The organism is Streptomyces triticirhizae, assembly GCF_003696235.1.
Classification (GTDB): Bacteria; Actinomycetota; Actinomycetes; order Streptomycetales; family Streptomycetaceae; genus Streptomyces; species Streptomyces triticirhizae.
The window spans coordinates 20,627-39,096 of the sequence record NZ_RFFJ01000034.1 but is presented as its reverse complement, the minus strand read 5'-3'; the positions used below and the strand labels follow the sequence as shown (position 1 = coordinate 39,096).

Below are 18,470 nucleotides of genomic sequence, written 5' to 3'. Positions count from 1 at the left end.
CCGCCCACGCGGCCGGGTGGCCGCCGGGGCGCTGGCCGCGACGGCGCTCGCCGCCGGCCTGCTGGTGCCGCTCGGCTCCCAGGGCGCGAACGCCGAGCCGCCCACCGCCGCCGCCCCCGCGTTCAACTACGCCGAGGCGCTCCAGAAGTCGATGTTCTTCTACGAGGCGCAGCGCTCGGGACCGCTCCCCGAGGACAACCGGGTCAGCTGGCGCGGGGACTCCGCGCTGGACGACGGCTCGGACGTGGGCCTTGACCTGACCGGCGGCTGGTACGACGCGGGCGACCACGTCAAGTTCGGCCTGCCGATGGCCGCTTCGGCCACCATGCTCGCCTGGGGCGGGCTGGCCGCCGGCGACGGCTACGAGCAGTCGGGGCAGCTGCCGTACCTCAAGAGCAACCTGCGCTGGGTCAACGACTACTTCATCCGCGCGCACCCCGAGCCCGACGTGCTCTACGCCCAGGTCGGCGACGGCAACGAGGACCACCGCTGGTGGGGCCCGGCCGAGGTGATGCCGATGGAGCGCCCGGCCTACCGGGTGGACGCCTCGTGCCCCGGCTCCGACGTGGCGGGGGAGACGGCCGCCGCGATGGCCGCCTCCTCGCTGCTCTTCGCCGAGGACGACCCGGCCTACGCGGCCGAGCTGGTGACCCACGCCGAGCAGCTCTACGCCTTCGCCGACGAGCACCGTGGGCTCTACTCCGACTGCGTGCCCGCCGGCGACTTCTACCGTTCCTGGTCCGGCTACCAGGACGAACTGGTGTGGGGCGCGTACTGGTTGTACAAGGCGACCGGGGACGCGGCCTACCTGGAGAAGGCCGAGACCGAGTACGACCTGCTGGCCACCGAGCCGCAGTCGGACGTGCGCGGCTTCCGCTGGACCATCGCCTGGGACGACAAGTCCTACGGCGCCTACGCCCTGTTGGCGATGGAGACCGGCGACCCCAGGTACGTCGAGGACGCCAACCGGTGGCTGGACTTCTGGACGACCGGCGTGGACGGCCAGCGGGTGCGGTACTCCCCGGGCGGCCAGGCCGTGCTCGACACCTGGGGCTCGCTGCGCTACGCCGCCAACACCTCGTTCGTCGCGCTGGTCTACTCCGACTGGCTGGCCGAGACCGACGCCGAACGCGCCACGCGCTACCGCGAGTTCGGCGAGAGCCAGATCAACTACGCGCTCGGCGACAACCCGAGGAACTCCAGCTATGTGGTGGGCTTCGGCGAGAACCCGCCGCGTGATCCGCACCACCGCACCGCGCACGGCTCCTGGACCGACCAGCTGACCCAGCCCGAGGCCAGCCGGCACGTCCTCTACGGCGCGCTGGTCGGCGGCCCGGGCGCGCCGGACGACGCCTACGAGGACGACCGGCAGGACTATGTGGCCAACGAGGTGGCCACCGACTACAACGCGGCCTTCTCCGGGGCACTGGCCCATCTGACGGCTCGTTACGGCGGCACCCCGCTGCCGGACTTCCCGCCGGTGGAGGAGCCGGACGACGACGAGATCCATGTCGAGGCGAGCACCAACGCGACCGGCGACACGTTCAGCGAGATCAAGGCAACGGTGCGCAACATCTCGGCGTTCCCCGCCCGTTCGCTGGACAACGCCACCGTGCGCTACTGGTTCACCCTCGACGACGGGGTCGATCCCGCGTCGGTCACCCTGACCGTCGGCTACAGCGAGTGCCCCGAGCCCGAGGGCGGCGTGCACCAGGCGGCCGGCGACCTCTACTACGCGGAGCTGAGCTGCGCCGGGCGCGCGATCTATCCCGGCGGCCAGTCGGCGCACCGCGCCGAGGTGCAGTTCCGGGTGGACGGCGGGCCCGGCTGGGACCCGAGCAACGACTGGTCACACCAGGACATCGCGGACGACCCCGCGCGCACCCCGTATCTGACGGTCTACGAGGACGGGGCCCTGGTCTGGGGCGTCGAGCCCACGGCGGTGGTGGAGCCGTGAGCAGAGTCGATTCACGGCCGGCCACAGAAGGAGAAGACCATGGCAGTTCAGCATCCTCCCCGGCCCGCGAGCCTCCCGACGCCCGATGAGCGGCCGGCCCCGGCCGAGCCCGGCGGGGCGCTGCGCGCGCTCGCCGTCCTGCGGATCGTCACCGGAGCGATCTTCCTGTGGGCCTTCCTCGACAAGGCGCTCGGGCTGGGGTACGCCACGGCCTCGGAGCGGGCCTGGGTCCAGGGCGGCTCCCCGGCCAAGGGCTACCTCTCGGGGGTCTCGGTCGGACCGCTGGAGTCCACGTTCCACGCGTGGGCCGGCGAGGTCGCCATCGACTGGCTGTACATGGCCGGCATGGGTGGCCTGGGAATCTCCCTGGTGCTGGGCATCGGGCTGCGGGTCTCGGCGGTGGCCGGGTCGCTGATGATGCTGATGCTCTGGATCAGCGAGTTCCCGCCCGCCCGCTTCGCCTCCGACGGGACGCCCACGATGTCGCCGAACCCGGTGATCGACGCGCACGTGATCTACGCCGGGGTGATGATCGTCGTCGCGCTCTACTCGGCCGGCCGGGTCTACGGCCTCGGCGGGTGGTGGGAGCGCACCCAGCTGGTGCGGAACATCCCGTGGCTGCGCTGAACGCCGCCGAAGGAAGCGGCCGGGCCCCTGCCGGGGTCCGGCCGCCCCCGAACGGCGGGTGCGTGGAGGGTGGGTTGGACCCCTCCACGCACCCGCGTCAACCCGTCGGAACGACCGTCCGTGGGAGGCGTCAGAGGTCCACGTCCGAGCACGCGTAGAAGGCGTTGCCGGTGTCGGCCACGTTCCACACGGCCAGGATCACGTGCCGCCCGGACTTGTTCGGGACGGTGCCCTGGTGGTTCTCGGTCTCGCCCGGCTGCGCGCCGTTCATCGGCACGGTCAGGAACGGCGCCGGCTCCAGGTTGGCGCGCGTCAGCGGCTGCGAGGGGTCGTAGCCGTCCCTGGTGATGTAGTACTCGAACTCGGAGGTGCTGTGGCGGGCGGTGAAGGTCCAGCTGAAGGTGAGGGACTGCCCGGGGTTGAGGTCGGTGGCGGGCCAGTTGCCGCCGCGCGGGTCGTCCAGCTCGGAGAAGCGGCTGTTGCCACCGGAACAGATCGAGCCGTCGGCGGGGCCGGCGGCCGGGAAGCCCTTGGGCCCCTCGACGCTCTGCGGCTCCCACTGGATCGCGCCGCAGTCGCTGGCGACGCCCTGGGCGCAGAACTGCTGCCGGCTGGTCGGGGACGTGGTGTAGCCGTGGCCCTGCGCGGCGGTGGTCGTGGCGAACACCGTCGCCACGGCCAGCCCGACGCCCGTCACGGCGGTGAGGATCGTCTTTCGCATAGTTCGCTCCCGAATGTCGTGGGGGAGGAGCGCTCCTTGGGGGGAGTAGCGCGGTCTAGACCAAGGGTGACGTTACTGCGAGGTTTTCGTCATGTCCAGACCAATGAATCGTGAGGGGTGGCCATGTCCATCGCGCCTGTCCGTTCCGTCAGTTCCGTCACGCCCGCCCCACCGCGAGGGCGGCCACGGCCCCCGAGCGGGAACGCCGTGACCCCGACCCGAACCACCAGGACCACGACCTCGAAGCCCACCACGCTCCGTCAGGTCGCCCGCGCCGCCGACGTGTCCATGGCCACCGTCTCCCGCGTCCTCGCCGGCAACTACCCGGTCGCCCCCCGCACCCGGCAGCGGGTGCTCCGCGCCGTCCAGGAACTCGACTACGTCGCCAACACCCACGCCCGCGCCCTGCGCGGCCACGCCACCCCCACCGTGGCGCTCGTCCTGCCCGACCTGCGGGACGAGGCCGTCGCCCGGATCGCCCAGGGCGTGGAGGAGGAGGCCACCCGCAACGGCCGCAGCTGCCTGATCGGCACCACCAGGGGCGACACCGAACGGGAGCGCACCGTGCTGCGCGCCATGCGCCAGAACGGCGCGGGGGCGGTGATCCTGATCGGCGGCGGCGCGCAGGACCCCGTCCACCAGGAGGAGTTGGCCGCCATCGCCGCCTCCCTGGCCGCCGCCGGCTCCCGGCTGGTGCTCTGCGGCCGACCCGCCCCCGACGACGCGATGCCGGCGACCGTCGTCGAGTACGACAACGAGGGCGGCGCCTACGCCGTCGTCAGCCGGCTGCTGGTCCAGGGCCACCGCCGCATCCTCTTCCTCGGGCCGGCCACGGGTTCCACCACCGCCGCCGGCCGACTCGCCGGCTACCGCCGGGCGTTGGCCGACTTCGACCTGCCGTTCCGCCCCGAGCTGGTGGTCGGCGGCGGCCTCGGCCGCGCGGACGCCCGCGACCGGCTGGCCCGCCGCCTGGTCGGCGGCTCCGACTTCACCGCCGTCTTCGCGGTCACCGACAACGCGGCCTCCGGCGCGCTCGCCGCGCTGCGCGAGGCGGGCCTGCGCGTGCCGGACGACGTCTCCCTCGTCGGCTACGGCGACGCCGAGTGCGCCACCGACCTGCTGCCGCAGCTGACCACCGTCCATGTCCCGTATGTCGAGTTGGGGCGCACCGCCGTGCGGCTGGCGCTGGGCCTGACCGAGGGTTCGGTCTCGGCCGCCGACCAACGCGCCCTGCTCGGCACCCATGTGGTGCTGCGCGACTCCACCGCTCCACCACCCCGCCGCCGCCCCGGCTGACGCCCCGCCGCCGCCCGGCCGAGGCCGGGCGGTGGCCCCTTCGGTCCCCACCCCGGCGATCGGCACCTCGCGGGCCTCCGACCGACGCGGGCCCGTGGTCGCGCGCGGGGAAGCGGGCCATCGCCCCGGCGGCCAGCCGCTACCGTTCCAGCACCGCCATCGCCGCGTTGTGGCCGCCCACCCCGCTGACCCCGCCGCCGCGCACCGCGCCCGCGCCGCACAGCAGCACGTTGCGGTGCCCGGTCGCCACCCCCCACCGTTCCCCCGGGGTCCCCGGCGCGTCCCGCGAGGCGCGGTACGGGAACGCCAGGTCGCCGTGGAAGATGTGGCCGCCCGGCAGCCGCAGTTCGCGCTCCAGGTCCAGCGGCGTCTTCGCCTCCAGACAGGGCCGCCCCTCCTCGTCCACCGCCAGGCAGTCGCCGACCGGCTCCGCCAGCCGCGCGTCCAACGCCGCCAGCGTGTCCGCCAACAGCCGGTCCCGCACCCGGCGTCGCTCCTCCGCGTCGCCCGCGAACAGCCGCGCCGGCGTGTGCAGCCCGAAGAGCGTCATCGTGTGGTGCCCGCTCGCCGCCAGCTCGGGCGAGAGGATCGAGGGGTCCGTCAACGAGTGGCAGTACACCTCGCTCGGCGGCACCGCCGGCAGCCGCCCCGCCGCCGCCTGCCGGTACGCCGTCTCCAACTCCTCGTAGCCCTCCGCCACATGGAACGTCCCGGCGAACGCCTCACGCGGATCGACGGCCGGATCGCGCAGCGCCGGCAGCCGCCGCAGCAGCATGTTCACCTTGAACTGCGATCCCTCGGGCGCCGGCGGCCCCGGCTCGTCCAGCAGCCGCGCCAACTCGCTCGGCGAGGCGTTCACCAGCACCGTCTCCGCGCCGACCAGCCCCTCGCCCTCCTCGGTCCGCCAGGCCACCTCCGCGCCCCGGCCGTCCGTCGCCACCCCCGTCACCTCGTGCCCGGTGGCCACCTCGGCGCCCGCCCGCAGCGCCGCGTCCAGCAGCGCCCGCGTCACCGCGCCCATGCCGCCCACCGGAACGTCCCAGTCCCCGGTGCCCTGCCCGATCACGTGGTAGAGGAAGCAGCGGTTCTGCGCCAACGACGGGTCGTGCGCGTGCGTGAACGTGCCGATCAGCGCGTCCGTGAAGACCACGCCCCGCACCAGGTCGTCCGCGAAGGTCTCCTCGACCGTCTCGCCCAACGGCCGCTCGAAGACCGCCGACCACACCGCGTCGTCACCGACCCGCGCCCGCAACTCCGCGCGGCTGGGCAGCGGTTCGGTCAACGTCGGGAAGACCCGGCCCGCCAGCCGCCCCGTGCGGGCGTAGAAGTCCCGCCACGCGACATACTCCCGCTCGTCCCCGGTCAGCCGCGCGAACGACTCCCGCACCCGCGCCTCCCCGTCCCCCACCAACAGCCCGGTCGCCGCGCCGCCGCGCACCGCCGGCGTGTAGGAGGCGAACGGCCGCCGCCGCAGCTCCAGCCGCAGCCCCAACTCCCGCACGATCCGCTGCGGCAGTAGGCTGACCAGGTAGGCGAACCGCGACAGCCGCGCGGCCACCCCGGGGAACGGGGCGTCGGAGACGGCCGCGCCGCCGGCCGCGTCCAGCCGCTCCAGCACCACCACCCGGCGACCCGCCCGGGCCAGATAGGCGGCGGCGACCAGTCCGTTGTGGCCGCCGCCCACGATCACCACGTCATACCGCGAGCGACTGGGCATGGCTCTTGGTAACACGCCCGCCGCCACTCGGCCACCCGTCGGGAAACGACCCCCGGCCGGTCGTAGGCTGGACGGTCGTCCCACCCCATGGCACGCGCCACGCCGCCCGCACCCCGCGAAGGAGCCAATGCCCCACCCCGAGACCCCTGCCACCGAACCAGCCACCGACCCCGCCACCGAGGACCGGGACGAGCCGGACGAACCCAGACAGCCGGCCGAGATCCGCCGCATCCTGCGCCTCTTCCGCCCCTACCGGGGCCGCCTCGCCCTGGTCGGCCTGTTGGTCGGCGCCTCCTCGCTGGTCGCCGTCGCCTCCCCGTTCCTGCTCCGAGAGATCATCGACGTCGCCCTCCCCGAGCGGCGCACCGGGCTGCTGACCCTGCTGGCCCTCGGCATGGTGGCCGCGACGCTGACCAGCAGCGTCTTCGGCGTCCTCCAGACCCTGATCTCCACCACCGTCGGCCAGCGGGTGATGCACGACCTGCGGACCGGCGTCTACGCCAAGCTCCAACGGATGCCGCTGGCGTTCTTCACCCGCACCCGCACCGGCGAGGTCCAGTCCCGGATCGCCGGCGACATCGGCGGGATGCAGGCGACCGTCACCTCGACCGCGACCTCACTGGTCTCCAACGTCACCGCCGTGACCGCGACCCTGGTCGCCATGCTCGCGCTGGACTGGCGCCTGACCCTGGTCTCGTTGACGCTGCTGCCGTTCTTCGTCTGGATCGCTCGCCGGGTCGGCCGGGAGCGGAAGCGGATCACCGCCACGCGGCAGCGGCAGATGGCCCGGATGGCGGCCATGGTCACCGAGTCGCTCTCCGTCAGCGGCATCCTGCTGGGCCGCACCATGGGCCGCGCCGAGACGCTCACCGAACGGTTCTCCGACGAGTCCGAGAAGCTCGTCGCCCTGGAGGTGCGCGCCAGCATGGCCGGCCGCTGGCGGATGGCCACCATCGGCATGATCATGGGCGCCATCCCCCCGCTGCTCTACTGGTCCGCCGGCGCCCTGGCCCACCTCGGCGGCGCCCCGCCGTCGATCGGCACCCTCGTCGCCTTCGTCGGCCTGCAACAGGGGCTGCTGCGCCCCGCCACCTCGCTGCTGTCCACCGGCGTGGACATCCAGGCGTCGCTCGCGCTCTTCCAACGCGTCTTCGAATACCTCGACCTCCCCGTGGACATCACCGAGCGGCCCGACCCGGTGCGCCTGGAGCGGGCACGGGGCGAGGTCGTCCTGGACCGGGTGTCGTTCCGCTACGACCCGGCCGCACCCGCCACCCTCAGCGACATCAACCTGACCGTGCCGGCCGGGAGTTCGCTCGCCGTGGTCGGCGCGACCGGCGCCGGCAAGAGCACGCTGGGCTACCTGGTTCCCCGGCTGTACGACGTGACGGAGGGCCGCGTCACGCTCGACGGCGTCGACGTGCGCGACCTGGACTTCGACTCGCTGGCCAGGGCGGTGGGCGTGGTCTCCCAGGAGACCTATCTCTTCCACGCCTCGATCGCCGACAACCTGCGCTTCGCCAGGCCCGAGGCCACCCAGCGCGAGATCGAGGAGGCGGCCCGCGCCGCCCAGATCCACGACCACATCGCGACCCTGCCCGAGGGCTACGAGACGGTGGTGGGGGAGCGGGGCTACCGGTTCTCCGGCGGCGAGAAGCAGCGCCTGGCGCTGGCCCGCACCATCCTGCGGGACCCGCCGGTGCTGGTGCTCGACGAGGCGACCAGCGCGCTGGACACCCGCACCGAGCACGCCGTGCAGCGGGCCGTCGACGCGCTGGCCGCCGGCCGCACCGTCATCACCATCGCGCACCGGCTCTCCACGGTCAGGGACGCCGACCAGATCGTGCTGCTGGACGGCGGCCGGATCGTCGAACGCGGCACCCACGAGGAGCTGCTCGCCCTCGGCGGACGCTATGCCGCCCTGGTCGACCGGGAGACCGCCAACGCCGAGCACACCGCACCATCCGGTCCGAGGCGCGCCGAACACGACCGGCCAGCCCGGACCGACCGGCCGGCCGGGCCCACGGTCGAACGCGACGCCTCCCCGGTCGAGTTGGCCCCCTGAGAACGGGCCACCGCCTTCGCGCGGTGGCCCTTGCCCGCCCCACAAAACTGAGCGAACGGTCGTGCTAATATCTCGGGGTCGAGCACACCACCCCGAGGAGACCCCATGCGGTCAGGGCCAGCGCTGATCGGCGCGACACTCAACGCCACCGTTCACCTCGCCCCCCGGCTCGCCGGCCGCGCCGCGCTCGCGGTCTTCCGGCGCGCCACCGGGCGCGTGCCGGTGCGGCCGGCCGAGGAGCCGACCATGGCCCGGGCCCGCGCCGAGACGCTCACCGTGGGGGACGTCCCGGTCGCGGTCTACCGCTGGGGCGCCGGGCCGCGCCCGGTGCTGCTGGTCCACGGCTGGCAGTTCCGCGCCGCCCGGTTCGCGCCGCTGGTCGAGGCGCTGCTGGCGCGCGGCCACGCGGTCGTCTCGTTCGACGCGCCCGGGCACGGCGCCTCCGGCGGCAACGGCAGCGACCTGCCCGAACTCCGGCGGATCATCGGGCGGTTGGCCGACGAGCACGGGCCGTTCGGCGCGGTCGTCGGGCACTCGTTCGGTGGGCTGGCCGCCTGGTACGCGCTGGCCGGGGGCGTGCCGGCCGAGCGGCTTGTCACCATGTCGACACCCGTCGAGTTCGAGTGGGTCATGGACGCGTTCGGCGACCGGCTCGGGCTCAACTCCCGCGTGCGGCGCGCGATGGGCCAGCAGATCGCGGAACGCTATCTGCCCGGCGTCCCGCAGCCGCTGCGCGGCCTCTCGGCCACCCACCGTCCGGAACGGGTGACCGTGCCACTGATGGTGGTGCACGACGAGGAGGACCGCAGGGTTCCCGTCGAACAGGCCCGGCTGCTGCTGGCCGCCCACGCCCGCCGCGCCGACGCGCTGCTCACCCGGGGGCTCGGCCACAACCGCATCCTCGCCGACCCCGAGGTGATCGACGCCGTCCTCGCCTTCGTCCGGACCGCCGACCACGAGGACCAGCCGGCGCGCTCCGCCCGCTGAGCCGGGCGGGAACGCCGGCGGGGCGGCGGCGGCCGGCCCGCGCTCAGTCCGGTTCGGGGAGCGAGACGGGGCGCGCGGCGCACGCCGTCAGCCGCGCGCGGATGCCCGCGCTCGCGCGCCGGTAGCTCTCGTGGTCCTGGTGGAGCACCGAGTCGGCGTTGGCCATCTCCAGCAGCGCCACCAGCTCGAAGGTCAGCTGCGGCACCTCGCAGCCCTCCGTCAACTCGCCGGCCCCGCGCGCCTCTTCGAGCAGTCCGCGCAGATAGCCGATCCACTCCTCGCGCGCCCTGGCCACCGCGTCCCGCACCGGCCCGGAGCGCGCGCTGTACTCGGCGGCCACCGTGGTGAAGAAGCAGCCGCCGGGGAAGACCCGGTCGCGGGAGTAGACCAGGTAGCTCGCGCAGACCCGCCACACCCGCCCCAGGCCCGGGGGCATGTTCTCGGCGGGCTCGGCCACGTTCCGCGCGAAGACCGCGCGGGCCGCGCGGACGGTGGCCAGTTGCAGCTCCTCCTTGGAGCCGAAGAGCGCGAAGACGCCGCTCTTGCTCAGGCCCAGCTCGGTCGCGATCCGCCCGATGGACAGGCCGCCCAGGCCCTCGACCGAGGCGATCCTCATGGTGTGTCCGAGCACCAGCCGACGCGACTGGTTCCCCCGCTCCACCCGACCGTCGATCCGTGCCCCGGCCACCTCGCCGCCTTCCGCCAAGAGGGCTCCATCGTACCCGCGCGCGGGTTCCCGGGACGGGCTCGTGCGGCCGGCCGCCTCAGCGCAGCCGGCCCGAGGCGGCCAGGTCGTCGAAGACCGCGTGGTCCACCGGCGCGGTGCGCTCCCGGTCGGCCAGGGTCAGCCAGGCGATCTCCTCGATCTCGTTGCTGGCGGTGAGGTCGCCCAGGTAGTCGGCGGTGTAGCAGGCCATCCGGACCAGCGTCCCCTCCGGGTGGCCGTGGGCCTGGGCGGTGTACGTCCCCACATGCCGGGCCGTGGCCGGGTCGATGGCGACGGTCAGCTCCTCGCGCACCTCACGGGTCAGCGTCTCCAGATCGCTCTCGCCTGGAGCACGCTTGCCACCCGGGATAGAGAAGACGTCCTTGCCCCGGGAACGGGCCCCAAGGATCTTTCCGTCCTCCAGGTGCACCCATGCCACGGTGTCGATCAGCGCTGCCACCGTTCTCCTCGCCCTCCCGATGCCCGCCGGCACCCCGCCGTGCCGTTCGTGCCGTCCGTTCCACACCACGCCTCACGCCATGTGGCGCGGCGCGCGCGTCGCGCCGGACGATGGTGTCACACGGCCGTCGAGCCGGCCGGCACGGTCCCGGGGTCAGCGGACGGTGGGGCGCACCACGGGCGGCACCTTCGGCGGGAAGACGCAGAACTCGTTGCCCTCAGGGTCGGCCAGGACGTCCCAGGAGGCCGTCGCGCCCTCGCTGCGCCGCAGCAGCGTCGCGCCCATGGCCAGCAACTCCTCGGTGTCACCCCGGACGTCGACATGCATCCGGTTCTTGCCCTCCTTGGCCTCGGGCACCGGGCTGAACCAGATGGAGGGGCCCTCACCCAGCGGGTCGTGGATGGGCACCGGCCACTCGGGCGGCCACTCACCGTTCTCGTCCTCCCGGTGTCGCCGCTCGTATCCCAGGGCGGCACACCACCAGTCGGCCAGGGCCTGATGGTCCACGGCGTCGAGCACCAGATCTTTGAATCGCGCGGGAGCCATGCCGCCGAGCCTAAGGGCTGGCCCCGGCGGGGGGCGGACCTCGCGGTCCGCGCGGGTCGCGCGTCGCGCGCCCGGCCGGTCAGGCCGTCAGGTCGGCCTGGGCCACCACGTGTTCGGGCCGGACGCGCACCACCATCTCGCCGGGCGCCGCGTTCCGCTCGCCGAACTCCGCCGCCCGCTCCTGCCCCATGTAACGGGCCGCGATCCGGGTCGCCCAGTCCTTCAACTCCCCGGCGTCCTCGCTCAGTTCGGCCCGCCCCTGGAGCACCACGAAGGCGAAGGGCGGGGCCTGGTCGTCCACGCAGAACGCGACCCGACCGTCCCGGGCGAGGTTGTGCCCCTTCACGGTGTCCCGCCCCGTGGTCAGCACCACGTCCTCGCCGTCCAGCACGAACCACACCGGCGCCACGTGCGGCGTCCCGTCCGCGCGCGTGGTCGACAGCTTCCCGGTCCTGGTGCCCTCGGCGAGGAAGGCCCGCCACTCGTCTCGCCCCATCACGTGTGCCATGAGGTCATCGTGCGACATCCGCCGGGAGCCGGCCAGCGGCCGGCAGGCCATGCGGGTGAGCGGACGCCAGCAGCCGCTCCGGCCCGGTGCCCACCCGCGCCGACAGCCAGAACGCGGCGCCCTCGTCGTGCCGCCCCGGCTCGAAGGCGATGTGCGCGAAGCCGGCGTCCGGCGTCGCCGACGCCGCCAGACGCGCCAACTCGTCCTCCACGTCCGCCCACTCCGCGCGCGGCACGTACTGCCGCATCACCGAGTGCCACACCACCGTCCACGTCCCCGGCTCCACGTCCAACGTCGAGAGGAACTCGGCCGCCCCGCCGGCCTGCACCGTCGCCGGCACCTTGGCCGCTATCCGCAGCGCCCCCTCAAGCCGGGCCATCCGCTCCCGCTGGTCCGGCCAGACATACGCCCGCAGAACCAGCGAGCCGTCGGCCGACAGCGGGTCGATCGGCGCCGGGTCGCAGCCGCGCCGCTCCACGATCCGCAGCGCCTGGTGCCTTCGCGCCCCCGCGCGCAGCCAGCCCGGCACCTCCGGCGCCCAGGCGTTCGTCAGTCGCACCGGCGAGTCCACCGGGCCCCAGGCGAACCGGGGCCCCTCGTAACGGAAGTGCTCGGCGCGCAGGTTGAGGCCCCCGCTGGAGCCCAGCTCGAAGAGCCGGATCGGCGTCTGGGCCGTGGGCACCAGGTGCAGCAGCGCCGCGACCAGCAGGTTCGCGCGGCCCACCTCGTTGGTCTGCGGCGGCCTGGTCAGCCAGTCACCCAGCCACTCGCGCTCCTCGGTCATCGCCGCCCGCAGCGCGGGCCAGGCCGCGTCGGGGCGCTCGGGGGTGAACACCCCGCCCGCGCTGGGGAAGTGCGCCGCCAGCTCGGGCGCGCGGCCGGTCAGCGCCAGCGCGTGCGCCCCGCCGAGCAGCCGCAGCGGCAGCACGTCGTCCACGGCCACGTCGTGGTGGTCGGCGACCACGTCGGCGCACGGCCCGCCCTGCTCGATGTCCCGTGCGACCCGCTCCAACAGCGCGGCGTAGAGCGGGGAGCCCTGACGTGAGCAGGACCCCGCCTGCTGGCGAAAGACCCGGGCAACATGTTCACGGGGCATCGGTACTCCTTCATGGGGGTCGCCCAAGATCATGGGGCCGGTCGGGGGCCGAAGGGAAGAGGAATCGGAGCAAGAGACCCGGCGGAAGGGCCACTCGTACTCCCGTGCCCCAATTGCGCCTGATCATGACAACCCCGAGCGCGGGTGGCGGAACGCTCGCGGGGACGGCGGGAAAGCGCCTTCTACGATGGCCACATGAGCGAAGACCGCATCGTCCTCTACAGCCGCACCACCGGGTTCCGTCACGACTCGATCCCGGCGGGCGTCGCCGCGTTCCACGAGCTGGGCGCCGAGGCCGGGCTCGCCGTGACCGCGACCGAGGACCCCGACGAGCTGACCGCCGCCCTGCCCGGCGCCCGCGCCGTGGTGTTCCTCTCCACCAGCGGCGAGGTCCTCACCGACGAGGGGCGGGCGGCGCTCCGCGCCTTCCTCGCCGCCGGCGGCGGGTTCGTCGGCGTGCACGGCGCCTCCACCACCGAGTACGACTGGCCCTGGTTCGGCCATGAGGTCGTCGGCGCCGTCTTCGACGGCCACCCCGCGCTCCAGTCCGGCGTGGTCGTCGTCGAGGACCACGACCACCCCGCCACCGCCCACCTCCCGGCCCGCTGGGACTTCGTCGACGAGTGGTACAACTTCACCACCAACCCGCGCCCCCACGTCCGGGTCCTGGCCGCCGCCGACGAGACCAGCTACGAGGGCGGCCGGATGGGCGGCGACCACCCCCTGGTGTGGTGCCACGAACGGTCCGGCGGACGCTCGTTCTACACCGCCCTCGGCCACACCCCCGAGTCCTTCTCTGACCCGGCCTTCCGCGCCCACCTGCTGGGCGGTCTGCGCTGGGCCGTCAACGCGCCCGCCGACGCCGGGCGTTGACGGCCCGTCCCGTTCCGCCCCGTCTCCGACGGACCGGGTGCCATCATGGGGGCATGACTGTGCTCACCCGCGTCCAGGGCGACATCACCGAACAGCACGTCGACGCGGTGGTCAACGCCGCCAACTCCTCCCTGCTCGGCGGCGGGGGAGTGGACGGCGCGATCCACCGCGGGGGCGGCCCCGAGATCCTCGCCGCCTGCCGGGAGCTGCGCGCCGGCCACCTCGGCGGCGGGCTGCCCACCGGGCAGGCCGTCGCCACCACCGCCGGCCGGCTGCCCGCCCGCTGGGTCATCCACACCGTCGGCCCGGTCCACTCCACCACCGAGGACCGCTCGGCGCTGCTGGCCTCCTGCTACCGCGAGTCGCTGCGCGTCGCACGGGAACTCGGCGCCCGTACCGTCGCGTTGCCCGCGATCTCCACCGGCGTCTACGGCTGGCCGCTCGACGACGCGGCCCGCGTCGCGCTGGCCGCCACCCGCGAGGCCGCCGCCTCCGGCGCCTTCGACGAGCTGCGGTTCGTCCTCTTCGACGAGCGGGCCTACCGCGCCTTCGACCCCTCCTCCTGAGCCCCAAGACCCGGCGAGCCGGCCACCGCCAGGGTCGGCCCCCGCCGCGCAGGTCCCAGCGAGGTCAGCGCCACCCCGCCGACCAGCAGCACCCCCGCCACCCACCGCGCCGCCGAGATCCCCTCGCCCAGCAGCAGCGCCGCCGACGACATCCCGAACACCGGCACCAGCAGCGAGAACGGCGCCACCCGCGAGGCGTCGTAGCGCCGCAGCAGGAAGCTCCAGGCGGCGAAGCCGAAGAGCGTCGCCCCGGCCGCCACATACGCGACCGCCCCCACCCCCGCCCAGTCCAGCCCCGTCAGCGCGTCCCGGTTGGCGTCCACCCCGTCCACCAGCAGCGACAGCGCCACCAGCGGCAGCACCGGCACCAGGCTCACCCACACCATGAACGCCAGCGCGTCATCCACCTCGGCCCTGCGGGTCAGCACGTTCGACACCGCCCAGAACGCGGCGGCCCCCACCACCAGCGCGAAGCCGACCGCCGAGCCCGAGACCCCCTCGTCCCACGCCGCGACGCCGATGCCCGCCATCGCCACCACCATGCCCACCAGCCGCACCCGGCCCGGGCGTTCCCCCAGCAGCACCGCCGCCAGCGCGGCCGTGAACACCGCCTGCACCTGCAACACCAGCGAGGAGCCGCCCGCCGGCATCCCCGCCTCCATGCCCAGGAACAGCAGCCCGAACTTCGCCACCCCCAGCGCCAGCCCGACCCCCACGATCCACCGCCAGGCGACCGCAGGCCGCCGCACCAGGAACACCGCCGGAATCGCGGCGAGCAGAAACCGCAGCGCCGAGAACAGCAACGGCGGGAAGTGGTCGAGGCCGACCTCGATCACCACGAAGTTGACGCCCCAGACGGCGGCGACCAGAACGGCGAGGGCGGTGTGACGTGGACGCATGACCCGAGCATCCCCCGCCACTCCGGGCAGGACCAGTGAGAATTCGAGCGCCCGACCGTCAAGCGAAACTACACGGTCGAGCGGGGCCGCGCCCCGAGCGTCGTTCAGTCGGGCGCGATCAGCTCCACCGCCCGCAGCGCCGCCACCGCCGGCAGCGGGTCGTCCGGCCGCTCACCCAGCAGGTCGAGCACCGAGTCCGCCAGCTTGATGACATGCTCGTCGCCGTGCTCGGCGGCCCGCGCGAACACCTCGTCGGCCCCGCCCGGCTCGACACCGCCCGGCTCCGCCCTCAACTCCGGCCCCCCGTCCGGCGCGTACGCCGCGACCACGGCGGCGCTCGCCGACCAGGCCGCCGCCACGCTCGGCCGCCACAGCTCCACCGGCAGCGCCGGCAACACCCGCAGCACCGCGTTCGGCGCCGTCACCGCGTGCACCAGCATCACCGGCCCGCCCCGCGCGTGCCCCGCGTAGTACCCGGCCGCCGCCCGCACCAGCCCGCCCAGCCGCGCCCGCGCCTGCGCCGGCTCGTCCGGCAGCGTCCCCGCCCACGCCGGCAGCCGCGTCAACTGCCCCAGCCGGTGGTTGATCCCGCCCGACCGGTCGGCGACCGGCTCCACCGAGGCCAACGCCTCCGCCGGGCCGTCCGCCGCCGGCACCGCGACGATCCCCTCCGGCAGCGGCTGGTGCCGCGCCGCCCAGTAGCCCAGGCCCTCCGCCAGCTCAGCGACCCTCGGCTCCGACGCCCCGTCCGCCAGCAGCGCCCGCACCGCGTGCCCCACCCGGATCACCGGGTGCGTCGCGCCCCCCGCGATCCCCGGCAGCAGCCTCGGCCACCACTCGGCGACCACTTCGGGCCACGGCCGCTCCGTCAGCCGCTCGCCGAAGTACCGCGCCCAGTCGCCGAGATACCGCGCGTCGCCCAGCCGCTCGCGCCAGTTCTCCTCCGTGATCCGGTCACGCCCCGCCGGCCGGTCCTCCAACTTCGCCTGATAGGCGTCGATCCACCGGTGCACCCGGGCGCCCTGCCCGTGCCGCACCAGCGCCTCCACCGCCATCGGCGCGTGGTTGGTCAGCCAGCCGTCCCGCTCGGGGCCCGACCGGAGCAGCCGCTCCCACGCCTCGTCCAGCGTGCCGTCCCCGACCCGCCCCGCCTCGTTCGTCCCGCCGTCACTCTGGTTCATACCGAGGACGCTACGCACCCGCGCGCCCCCGGGTAACGACCCGGAGAACCAGGCCCTCCGGTGCCAACGACCTACCTCCGAGGGCCCACCACCGCCGCGCGACCTCTAGGACTGAGACCCCAGCAGCACGACGTCCAGCCGGCGGGGGCCGTGCACGCCCTCCACCCGGTTCAGCTCGATGTCGCTGGTCGCCGACGGGCCCGAGATCCACGTCAACGGGCGCCCCGGGTCCAGCCGCCGCAGGCCCTGCGGCACCGAGTCCACCACCTGCTCCGGCACCCGCACCACGCACACGTGGTGGTCCGGCACCAGCGTGATCCGCCGCCGCCCCTGGTCGGGCCCGCCGTCCAGCACCAGCGTGCCCGTCTCCGCGATCGCCACCGCGCACCCCGTCACCACGCTGTCCACCGCGTCCAACTCCCGCGCGGTGACCGCCTCCTCGTCCGCGACCCGCCGCACCCGAGGCGGCACCGCCGCCAGCCACCCGGCCGGCAGCCCCGCCGGCACCACCACCGACGCCGCGCCCCGCCCGGCCAGCAGCTCCGCCACCAGCCCCGGAAGCGCCGCGCCCGAGGCCCGGTGCACCACCGCCCGGTAGTCCGCCAGGTTCTCCGCCAACAGCGCGACGGCGTCGGCCGGTTGGTGGCTGTCGAGATAGGTCCGCTCCACCGCGACCCGCTCCGGCGTCTCCTCGGCCGGCACGTCGGCCAACGCCCGACGTACCCGTCCCAACACCACCTCGCGCGCGTTCATGTCAGTCCCCCTCCCCGTCGTCGCCCCTGGTCCTGCGCCACCACGCGCGGAACGACTCCGCCGGCAGCGGCGGCACGTCCCGCGTCGCCGACCACGCCCGCCCCGGGCCCGGCAGCCGACGCGGCTGGAAGCGCCGCATCCGCCCCGCCAGCCGCTGCCCCGCCACCATCGCCCCCGGATGGTCGAACGCCCACGCCGCCGCCCGCATCGCCGCCCGCTCGGCGGCGTGCCCCCGCGCCGGCCTGATCCGCACCCGGCGGCCCCGGACCGTCACCTCGCCGCCCTCCACCACCCGCTCCCGCAGCCGCACCAGCACCTCGGGAATGTCGATCGCCACAGGACACACCTCGTAGCACGCCCCGCACAGCGACGACGCGTACGGCAGCGACGCGTCCAACGCGCTGTCCACGCCCCGCAGTTGCGGCGTCAGAATCGCCCCGATCGGCCCCGGATACGCCGAGCCGTAGGCGTGCCCGCCGGCCCGCTCGTACACCGGGCACACGTTCAGGCACGCCGAACAGCGGATGCAGCGCAGCGCCTGCCGCCCCACCTCGTCCGCCAGCGTGTCGGTCCGCCCGTTGTCCACCAACACCAGGTGGAACGTCGATGGCCCGTCGCCGTCCGTGGTGCCCGTCCACATCGAGGTGTACGGGTTCATCCGCTCCGCCGTCGAGGAGCGCGGCAGCAGCTGGAGGAACACCTCCAGATCCCGCCAGGTCGGCACCACCTTCTCGATGCCCACCACCGAGATCAACGTCTCCGGCAGCGTCAGGCACATCCGCCCGTTGCCCTCGGACTCCACCACCACCATGGTGCCGGTCTCCGCCACCATGAAGTTGGCGCCCGAGATCCCGACCTTCGCGTCCAGGAACTTCTGCCGCAGATGCAGCCGCGCCGCCTCCGCCAGGTCCGCCGGCTCGTCCGACAGCCCCTCGGGCGCCGGCCGGCCCCACGCGCCCATCCGCTCGGCGAAGATGTCGCGGATCTCCCGCCGGTTGCGGTGGATCGCCGGCACCAGGATGTGGCTGGGCAGATCGTCGCCCAACTGCACGATCAGCTCCGCCAGATCCGTCTCGAACGCCCGCACCCCCGCCCGTTCCAGCGCCGCGTTCAGCTCGATCTCCTGCGTCGCCATCGACTTGACCTTGACGACCTCGCGCTCCCCGGTCGCCAGCACCAGCTCCGTCACGATCCGGTTGGCCGCCTCCGCGTCCGCCGCCCAGTGCACCTGACCGCCGGCGGCCGTCACCGCCGCCTCCAACCGCTCCAGATACGTGTCCAGGTGCCGCAGCGTCCGGTCCTTGATCGCCGCGCCCGCCGCCCGCAGCCGCTGCCAGTCCGGCAGTTCAGCGACCGCCCGCGCCCGCTTGTCCCGGATGGTGTGCGTGGCGTGCGTCAGGTTCGCCCGCAGCCGCTCGTTCCGCGTCGCCGACTCGGCCGCCACCGGGAACGCCGGCATCCCCAGATACGTTCCGCCGCTCACCGCGCCGCCTCCCCGCCGTGCCCGGTCCG

Annotated in this window: 18 protein-coding genes; 7 read left to right on the top strand and 11 right to left on the bottom strand. The window is 74.4% G+C overall.

Annotated features, from left to right (window positions below; translation table 11 throughout):
* Both EBN88_RS09215 and EBN88_RS31700 read left to right on the top strand, forming a co-directional pair.
* The coding region (locus EBN88_RS09215; protein ID WP_233580555.1) for a glycoside hydrolase family 9 protein at positions 1-1,957 on the top strand (1,957 nt) is incomplete at its 5' end.
* A 39-nt stretch (positions 1,958-1,996) separates the two neighbouring features.
* Entirely contained in the window at positions 1,997-2,584 is a 588-nt protein-coding gene (locus tag EBN88_RS31700) for a hypothetical protein (RefSeq protein WP_122183312.1), read from the top strand.
* Positions 2,585-2,714: 130 nt separating this feature from the next.
* On the opposite strand, the gene EBN88_RS09205 is transcribed toward EBN88_RS31700, so the two are convergent.
* Positions 2,715-3,305: a lytic polysaccharide monooxygenase auxiliary activity family 9 protein gene (locus tag EBN88_RS09205; RefSeq protein WP_122183311.1), complete on the bottom strand. Its 591-nt coding sequence runs from the start codon at positions 3,303-3,305 to the stop codon at positions 2,715-2,717.
* Between the two features lie 207 nt (positions 3,306-3,512).
* Between EBN88_RS09205 and EBN88_RS09200 the strand changes: the two genes are divergently transcribed.
* A complete protein-coding gene (locus EBN88_RS09200; protein WP_233580554.1) occupies positions 3,513-4,601 on the top strand; it encodes a LacI family DNA-binding transcriptional regulator in 1,089 nt (362 codons plus the stop codon).
* Positions 4,602-4,740: 139 nt separating this feature from the next.
* On the opposite strand, the gene EBN88_RS09195 is transcribed toward EBN88_RS09200, so the two are convergent.
* Positions 4,741-6,318: a phytoene desaturase family protein gene (locus tag EBN88_RS09195; RefSeq protein ID WP_122183309.1), complete on the bottom strand. Its 1,578-nt coding sequence runs from the start codon at positions 6,316-6,318 to the stop codon at positions 4,741-4,743.
* Between the two features lie 127 nt (positions 6,319-6,445).
* Here EBN88_RS09195 and EBN88_RS09190 point away from each other — a divergent pair, with 127 nt between their 5' ends.
* The gene (locus EBN88_RS09190; protein WP_122183308.1) at positions 6,446-8,383 is read left to right on the top strand and encodes an ABC transporter ATP-binding protein; all 1,938 of its coding nucleotides are present in this window, start codon (positions 6,446-6,448) and stop codon (positions 8,381-8,383) included.
* Positions 8,384-8,488: 105 nt separating this feature from the next.
* Positions 8,489-9,370, top strand: a complete 882-nt coding sequence (locus EBN88_RS09185) for an alpha/beta hydrolase (RefSeq protein WP_122183307.1) — start codon at positions 8,489-8,491, stop codon at positions 9,368-9,370.
* Positions 9,371-9,413: 43 nt separating this feature from the next.
* On the opposite strand, the gene EBN88_RS09180 is transcribed toward EBN88_RS09185, so the two are convergent.
* From EBN88_RS09180 to EBN88_RS09160, 5 genes are all read right to left on the bottom strand, one after another.
* Positions 9,414-10,058: a TetR/AcrR family transcriptional regulator gene (locus tag EBN88_RS09180; protein ID WP_122183319.1), complete on the bottom strand. Its 645-nt coding sequence runs from the start codon at positions 10,056-10,058 to the stop codon at positions 9,414-9,416.
* Between the two features lie 76 nt (positions 10,059-10,134).
* Positions 10,135-10,536 carry an NUDIX hydrolase gene (locus tag EBN88_RS09175; protein WP_122183306.1) on the bottom strand — a complete coding sequence of 134 codons (402 nt, stop codon included), beginning with the start codon at positions 10,534-10,536 and terminating at the stop codon, positions 10,135-10,137.
* A gap of 153 nt (positions 10,537-10,689) precedes the next feature.
* A complete protein-coding gene (locus EBN88_RS09170) occupies positions 10,690-11,082 on the bottom strand; it encodes a VOC family protein (protein WP_122183305.1) in 393 nt (130 codons plus the stop codon).
* A gap of 79 nt (positions 11,083-11,161) precedes the next feature.
* On the bottom strand, positions 11,162-11,590 hold the full coding sequence (locus EBN88_RS09165) for a PPOX class F420-dependent oxidoreductase (protein ID WP_122183318.1): 429 nt from the start codon (positions 11,588-11,590) through the stop codon (positions 11,162-11,164).
* Positions 11,591-11,594: 4 nt separating this feature from the next.
* Positions 11,595-12,686 (bottom strand): DUF2332 domain-containing protein, encoded by a 1,092-nt coding sequence (locus tag EBN88_RS09160; protein WP_122183304.1) that lies wholly within the window; start codon positions 12,684-12,686, stop codon positions 11,595-11,597.
* Between the two features lie 195 nt (positions 12,687-12,881).
* Between EBN88_RS09160 and EBN88_RS09155 the strand changes: the two genes are divergently transcribed.
* Both EBN88_RS09155 and EBN88_RS09150 read left to right on the top strand, forming a co-directional pair.
* Complete coding sequence (locus EBN88_RS09155; protein WP_122183303.1) at positions 12,882-13,559, top strand: ThuA domain-containing protein; 678 nt, start codon at positions 12,882-12,884, stop codon at positions 13,557-13,559.
* Between the two features lie 53 nt (positions 13,560-13,612).
* Positions 13,613-14,125, top strand: a complete 513-nt coding sequence (locus EBN88_RS09150; RefSeq protein ID WP_122183302.1) for an O-acetyl-ADP-ribose deacetylase — start codon at positions 13,613-13,615, stop codon at positions 14,123-14,125.
* Here EBN88_RS09150 and EBN88_RS09145 read toward each other — a convergent pair.
* The 4 genes from EBN88_RS09145 to EBN88_RS09130 form a co-directional block, all read right to left on the bottom strand.
* Positions 14,098-15,024 carry an EamA family transporter gene (locus EBN88_RS09145; RefSeq protein WP_122183301.1) on the bottom strand — a complete coding sequence of 309 codons (927 nt, stop codon included), beginning with the start codon at positions 15,022-15,024 and terminating at the stop codon, positions 14,098-14,100. The two genes, EBN88_RS09150 and EBN88_RS09145, sit on opposite strands and share 28 nt — an antisense overlap.
* A 104-nt stretch (positions 15,025-15,128) precedes the next feature.
* Positions 15,129-16,205, bottom strand: a complete 1,077-nt coding sequence (locus tag EBN88_RS09140; RefSeq protein WP_122183300.1) for a questin oxidase family protein — start codon at positions 16,203-16,205, stop codon at positions 15,129-15,131.
* A 105-nt stretch (positions 16,206-16,310) separates the two neighbouring features.
* Positions 16,311-16,958 carry a LutC/YkgG family protein gene (locus tag EBN88_RS09135; protein WP_122183299.1) on the bottom strand — a complete coding sequence of 216 codons (648 nt, stop codon included), beginning with the start codon at positions 16,956-16,958 and terminating at the stop codon, positions 16,311-16,313.
* 1 nt (position 16,959) lies between these two features.
* On the bottom strand, positions 16,960-18,417 hold the full coding sequence (locus EBN88_RS09130) for a lactate utilization protein B (RefSeq protein WP_122183298.1): 1,458 nt from the start codon (positions 18,415-18,417) through the stop codon (positions 16,960-16,962).
* Positions 18,418-18,470: the final 53 nt, after the last annotated feature.

Excerpts from the sequence above, each read along its gene's own strand:
- EBN88_RS09135 (WP_122183299.1), bottom strand. The coding sequence starts at position 16,958 with ATGAACGCGCGCGAGGTGGTGTTGGGACGGGTACGTCGGGCGTTGGCC.
- EBN88_RS31700 (WP_122183312.1), top strand. The coding sequence starts at position 1,997 with ATGGCAGTTCAGCATCCTCCCCGGCCCGCGAGCCTCCCGACGCCCGAT.
- EBN88_RS09170 (WP_122183305.1), bottom strand. The coding sequence starts at position 11,082 with ATGGCTCCCGCGCGATTCAAAGATCTGGTGCTCGACGCCGTGGACCAT.
- EBN88_RS09160 (WP_122183304.1), bottom strand. The coding sequence starts at position 12,686 with ATGCCCCGTGAACATGTTGCCCGGGTCTTTCGCCAGCAGGCGGGGTCC.
- EBN88_RS09165 (WP_122183318.1), bottom strand. The coding sequence starts at position 11,590 with ATGGCACACGTGATGGGGCGAGACGAGTGGCGGGCCTTCCTCGCCGAG.
- EBN88_RS09140 (WP_122183300.1), bottom strand. The coding sequence starts at position 16,205 with ATGAACCAGAGTGACGGCGGGACGAACGAGGCGGGGCGGGTCGGGGAC.
- EBN88_RS09190 (WP_122183308.1), top strand. The coding sequence starts at position 6,446 with ATGCCCCACCCCGAGACCCCTGCCACCGAACCAGCCACCGACCCCGCC.
- EBN88_RS09155 (WP_122183303.1), top strand. The coding sequence starts at position 12,882 with ATGAGCGAAGACCGCATCGTCCTCTACAGCCGCACCACCGGGTTCCGT.
- EBN88_RS09185 (WP_122183307.1), top strand. The coding sequence starts at position 8,489 with ATGCGGTCAGGGCCAGCGCTGATCGGCGCGACACTCAACGCCACCGTT.
- EBN88_RS09195 (WP_122183309.1), bottom strand. The coding sequence starts at position 6,318 with ATGCCCAGTCGCTCGCGGTATGACGTGGTGATCGTGGGCGGCGGCCAC.
- EBN88_RS09145 (WP_122183301.1), bottom strand. The coding sequence starts at position 15,024 with ATGCGTCCACGTCACACCGCCCTCGCCGTTCTGGTCGCCGCCGTCTGG.
- EBN88_RS09205 (WP_122183311.1), bottom strand. The coding sequence starts at position 3,305 with ATGCGAAAGACGATCCTCACCGCCGTGACGGGCGTCGGGCTGGCCGTG.
- EBN88_RS09130 (WP_122183298.1), bottom strand. The coding sequence starts at position 18,417 with ATGCCGGCGTTCCCGGTGGCGGCCGAGTCGGCGACGCGGAACGAGCGG.
- EBN88_RS09150 (WP_122183302.1), top strand. The coding sequence starts at position 13,613 with ATGACTGTGCTCACCCGCGTCCAGGGCGACATCACCGAACAGCACGTC.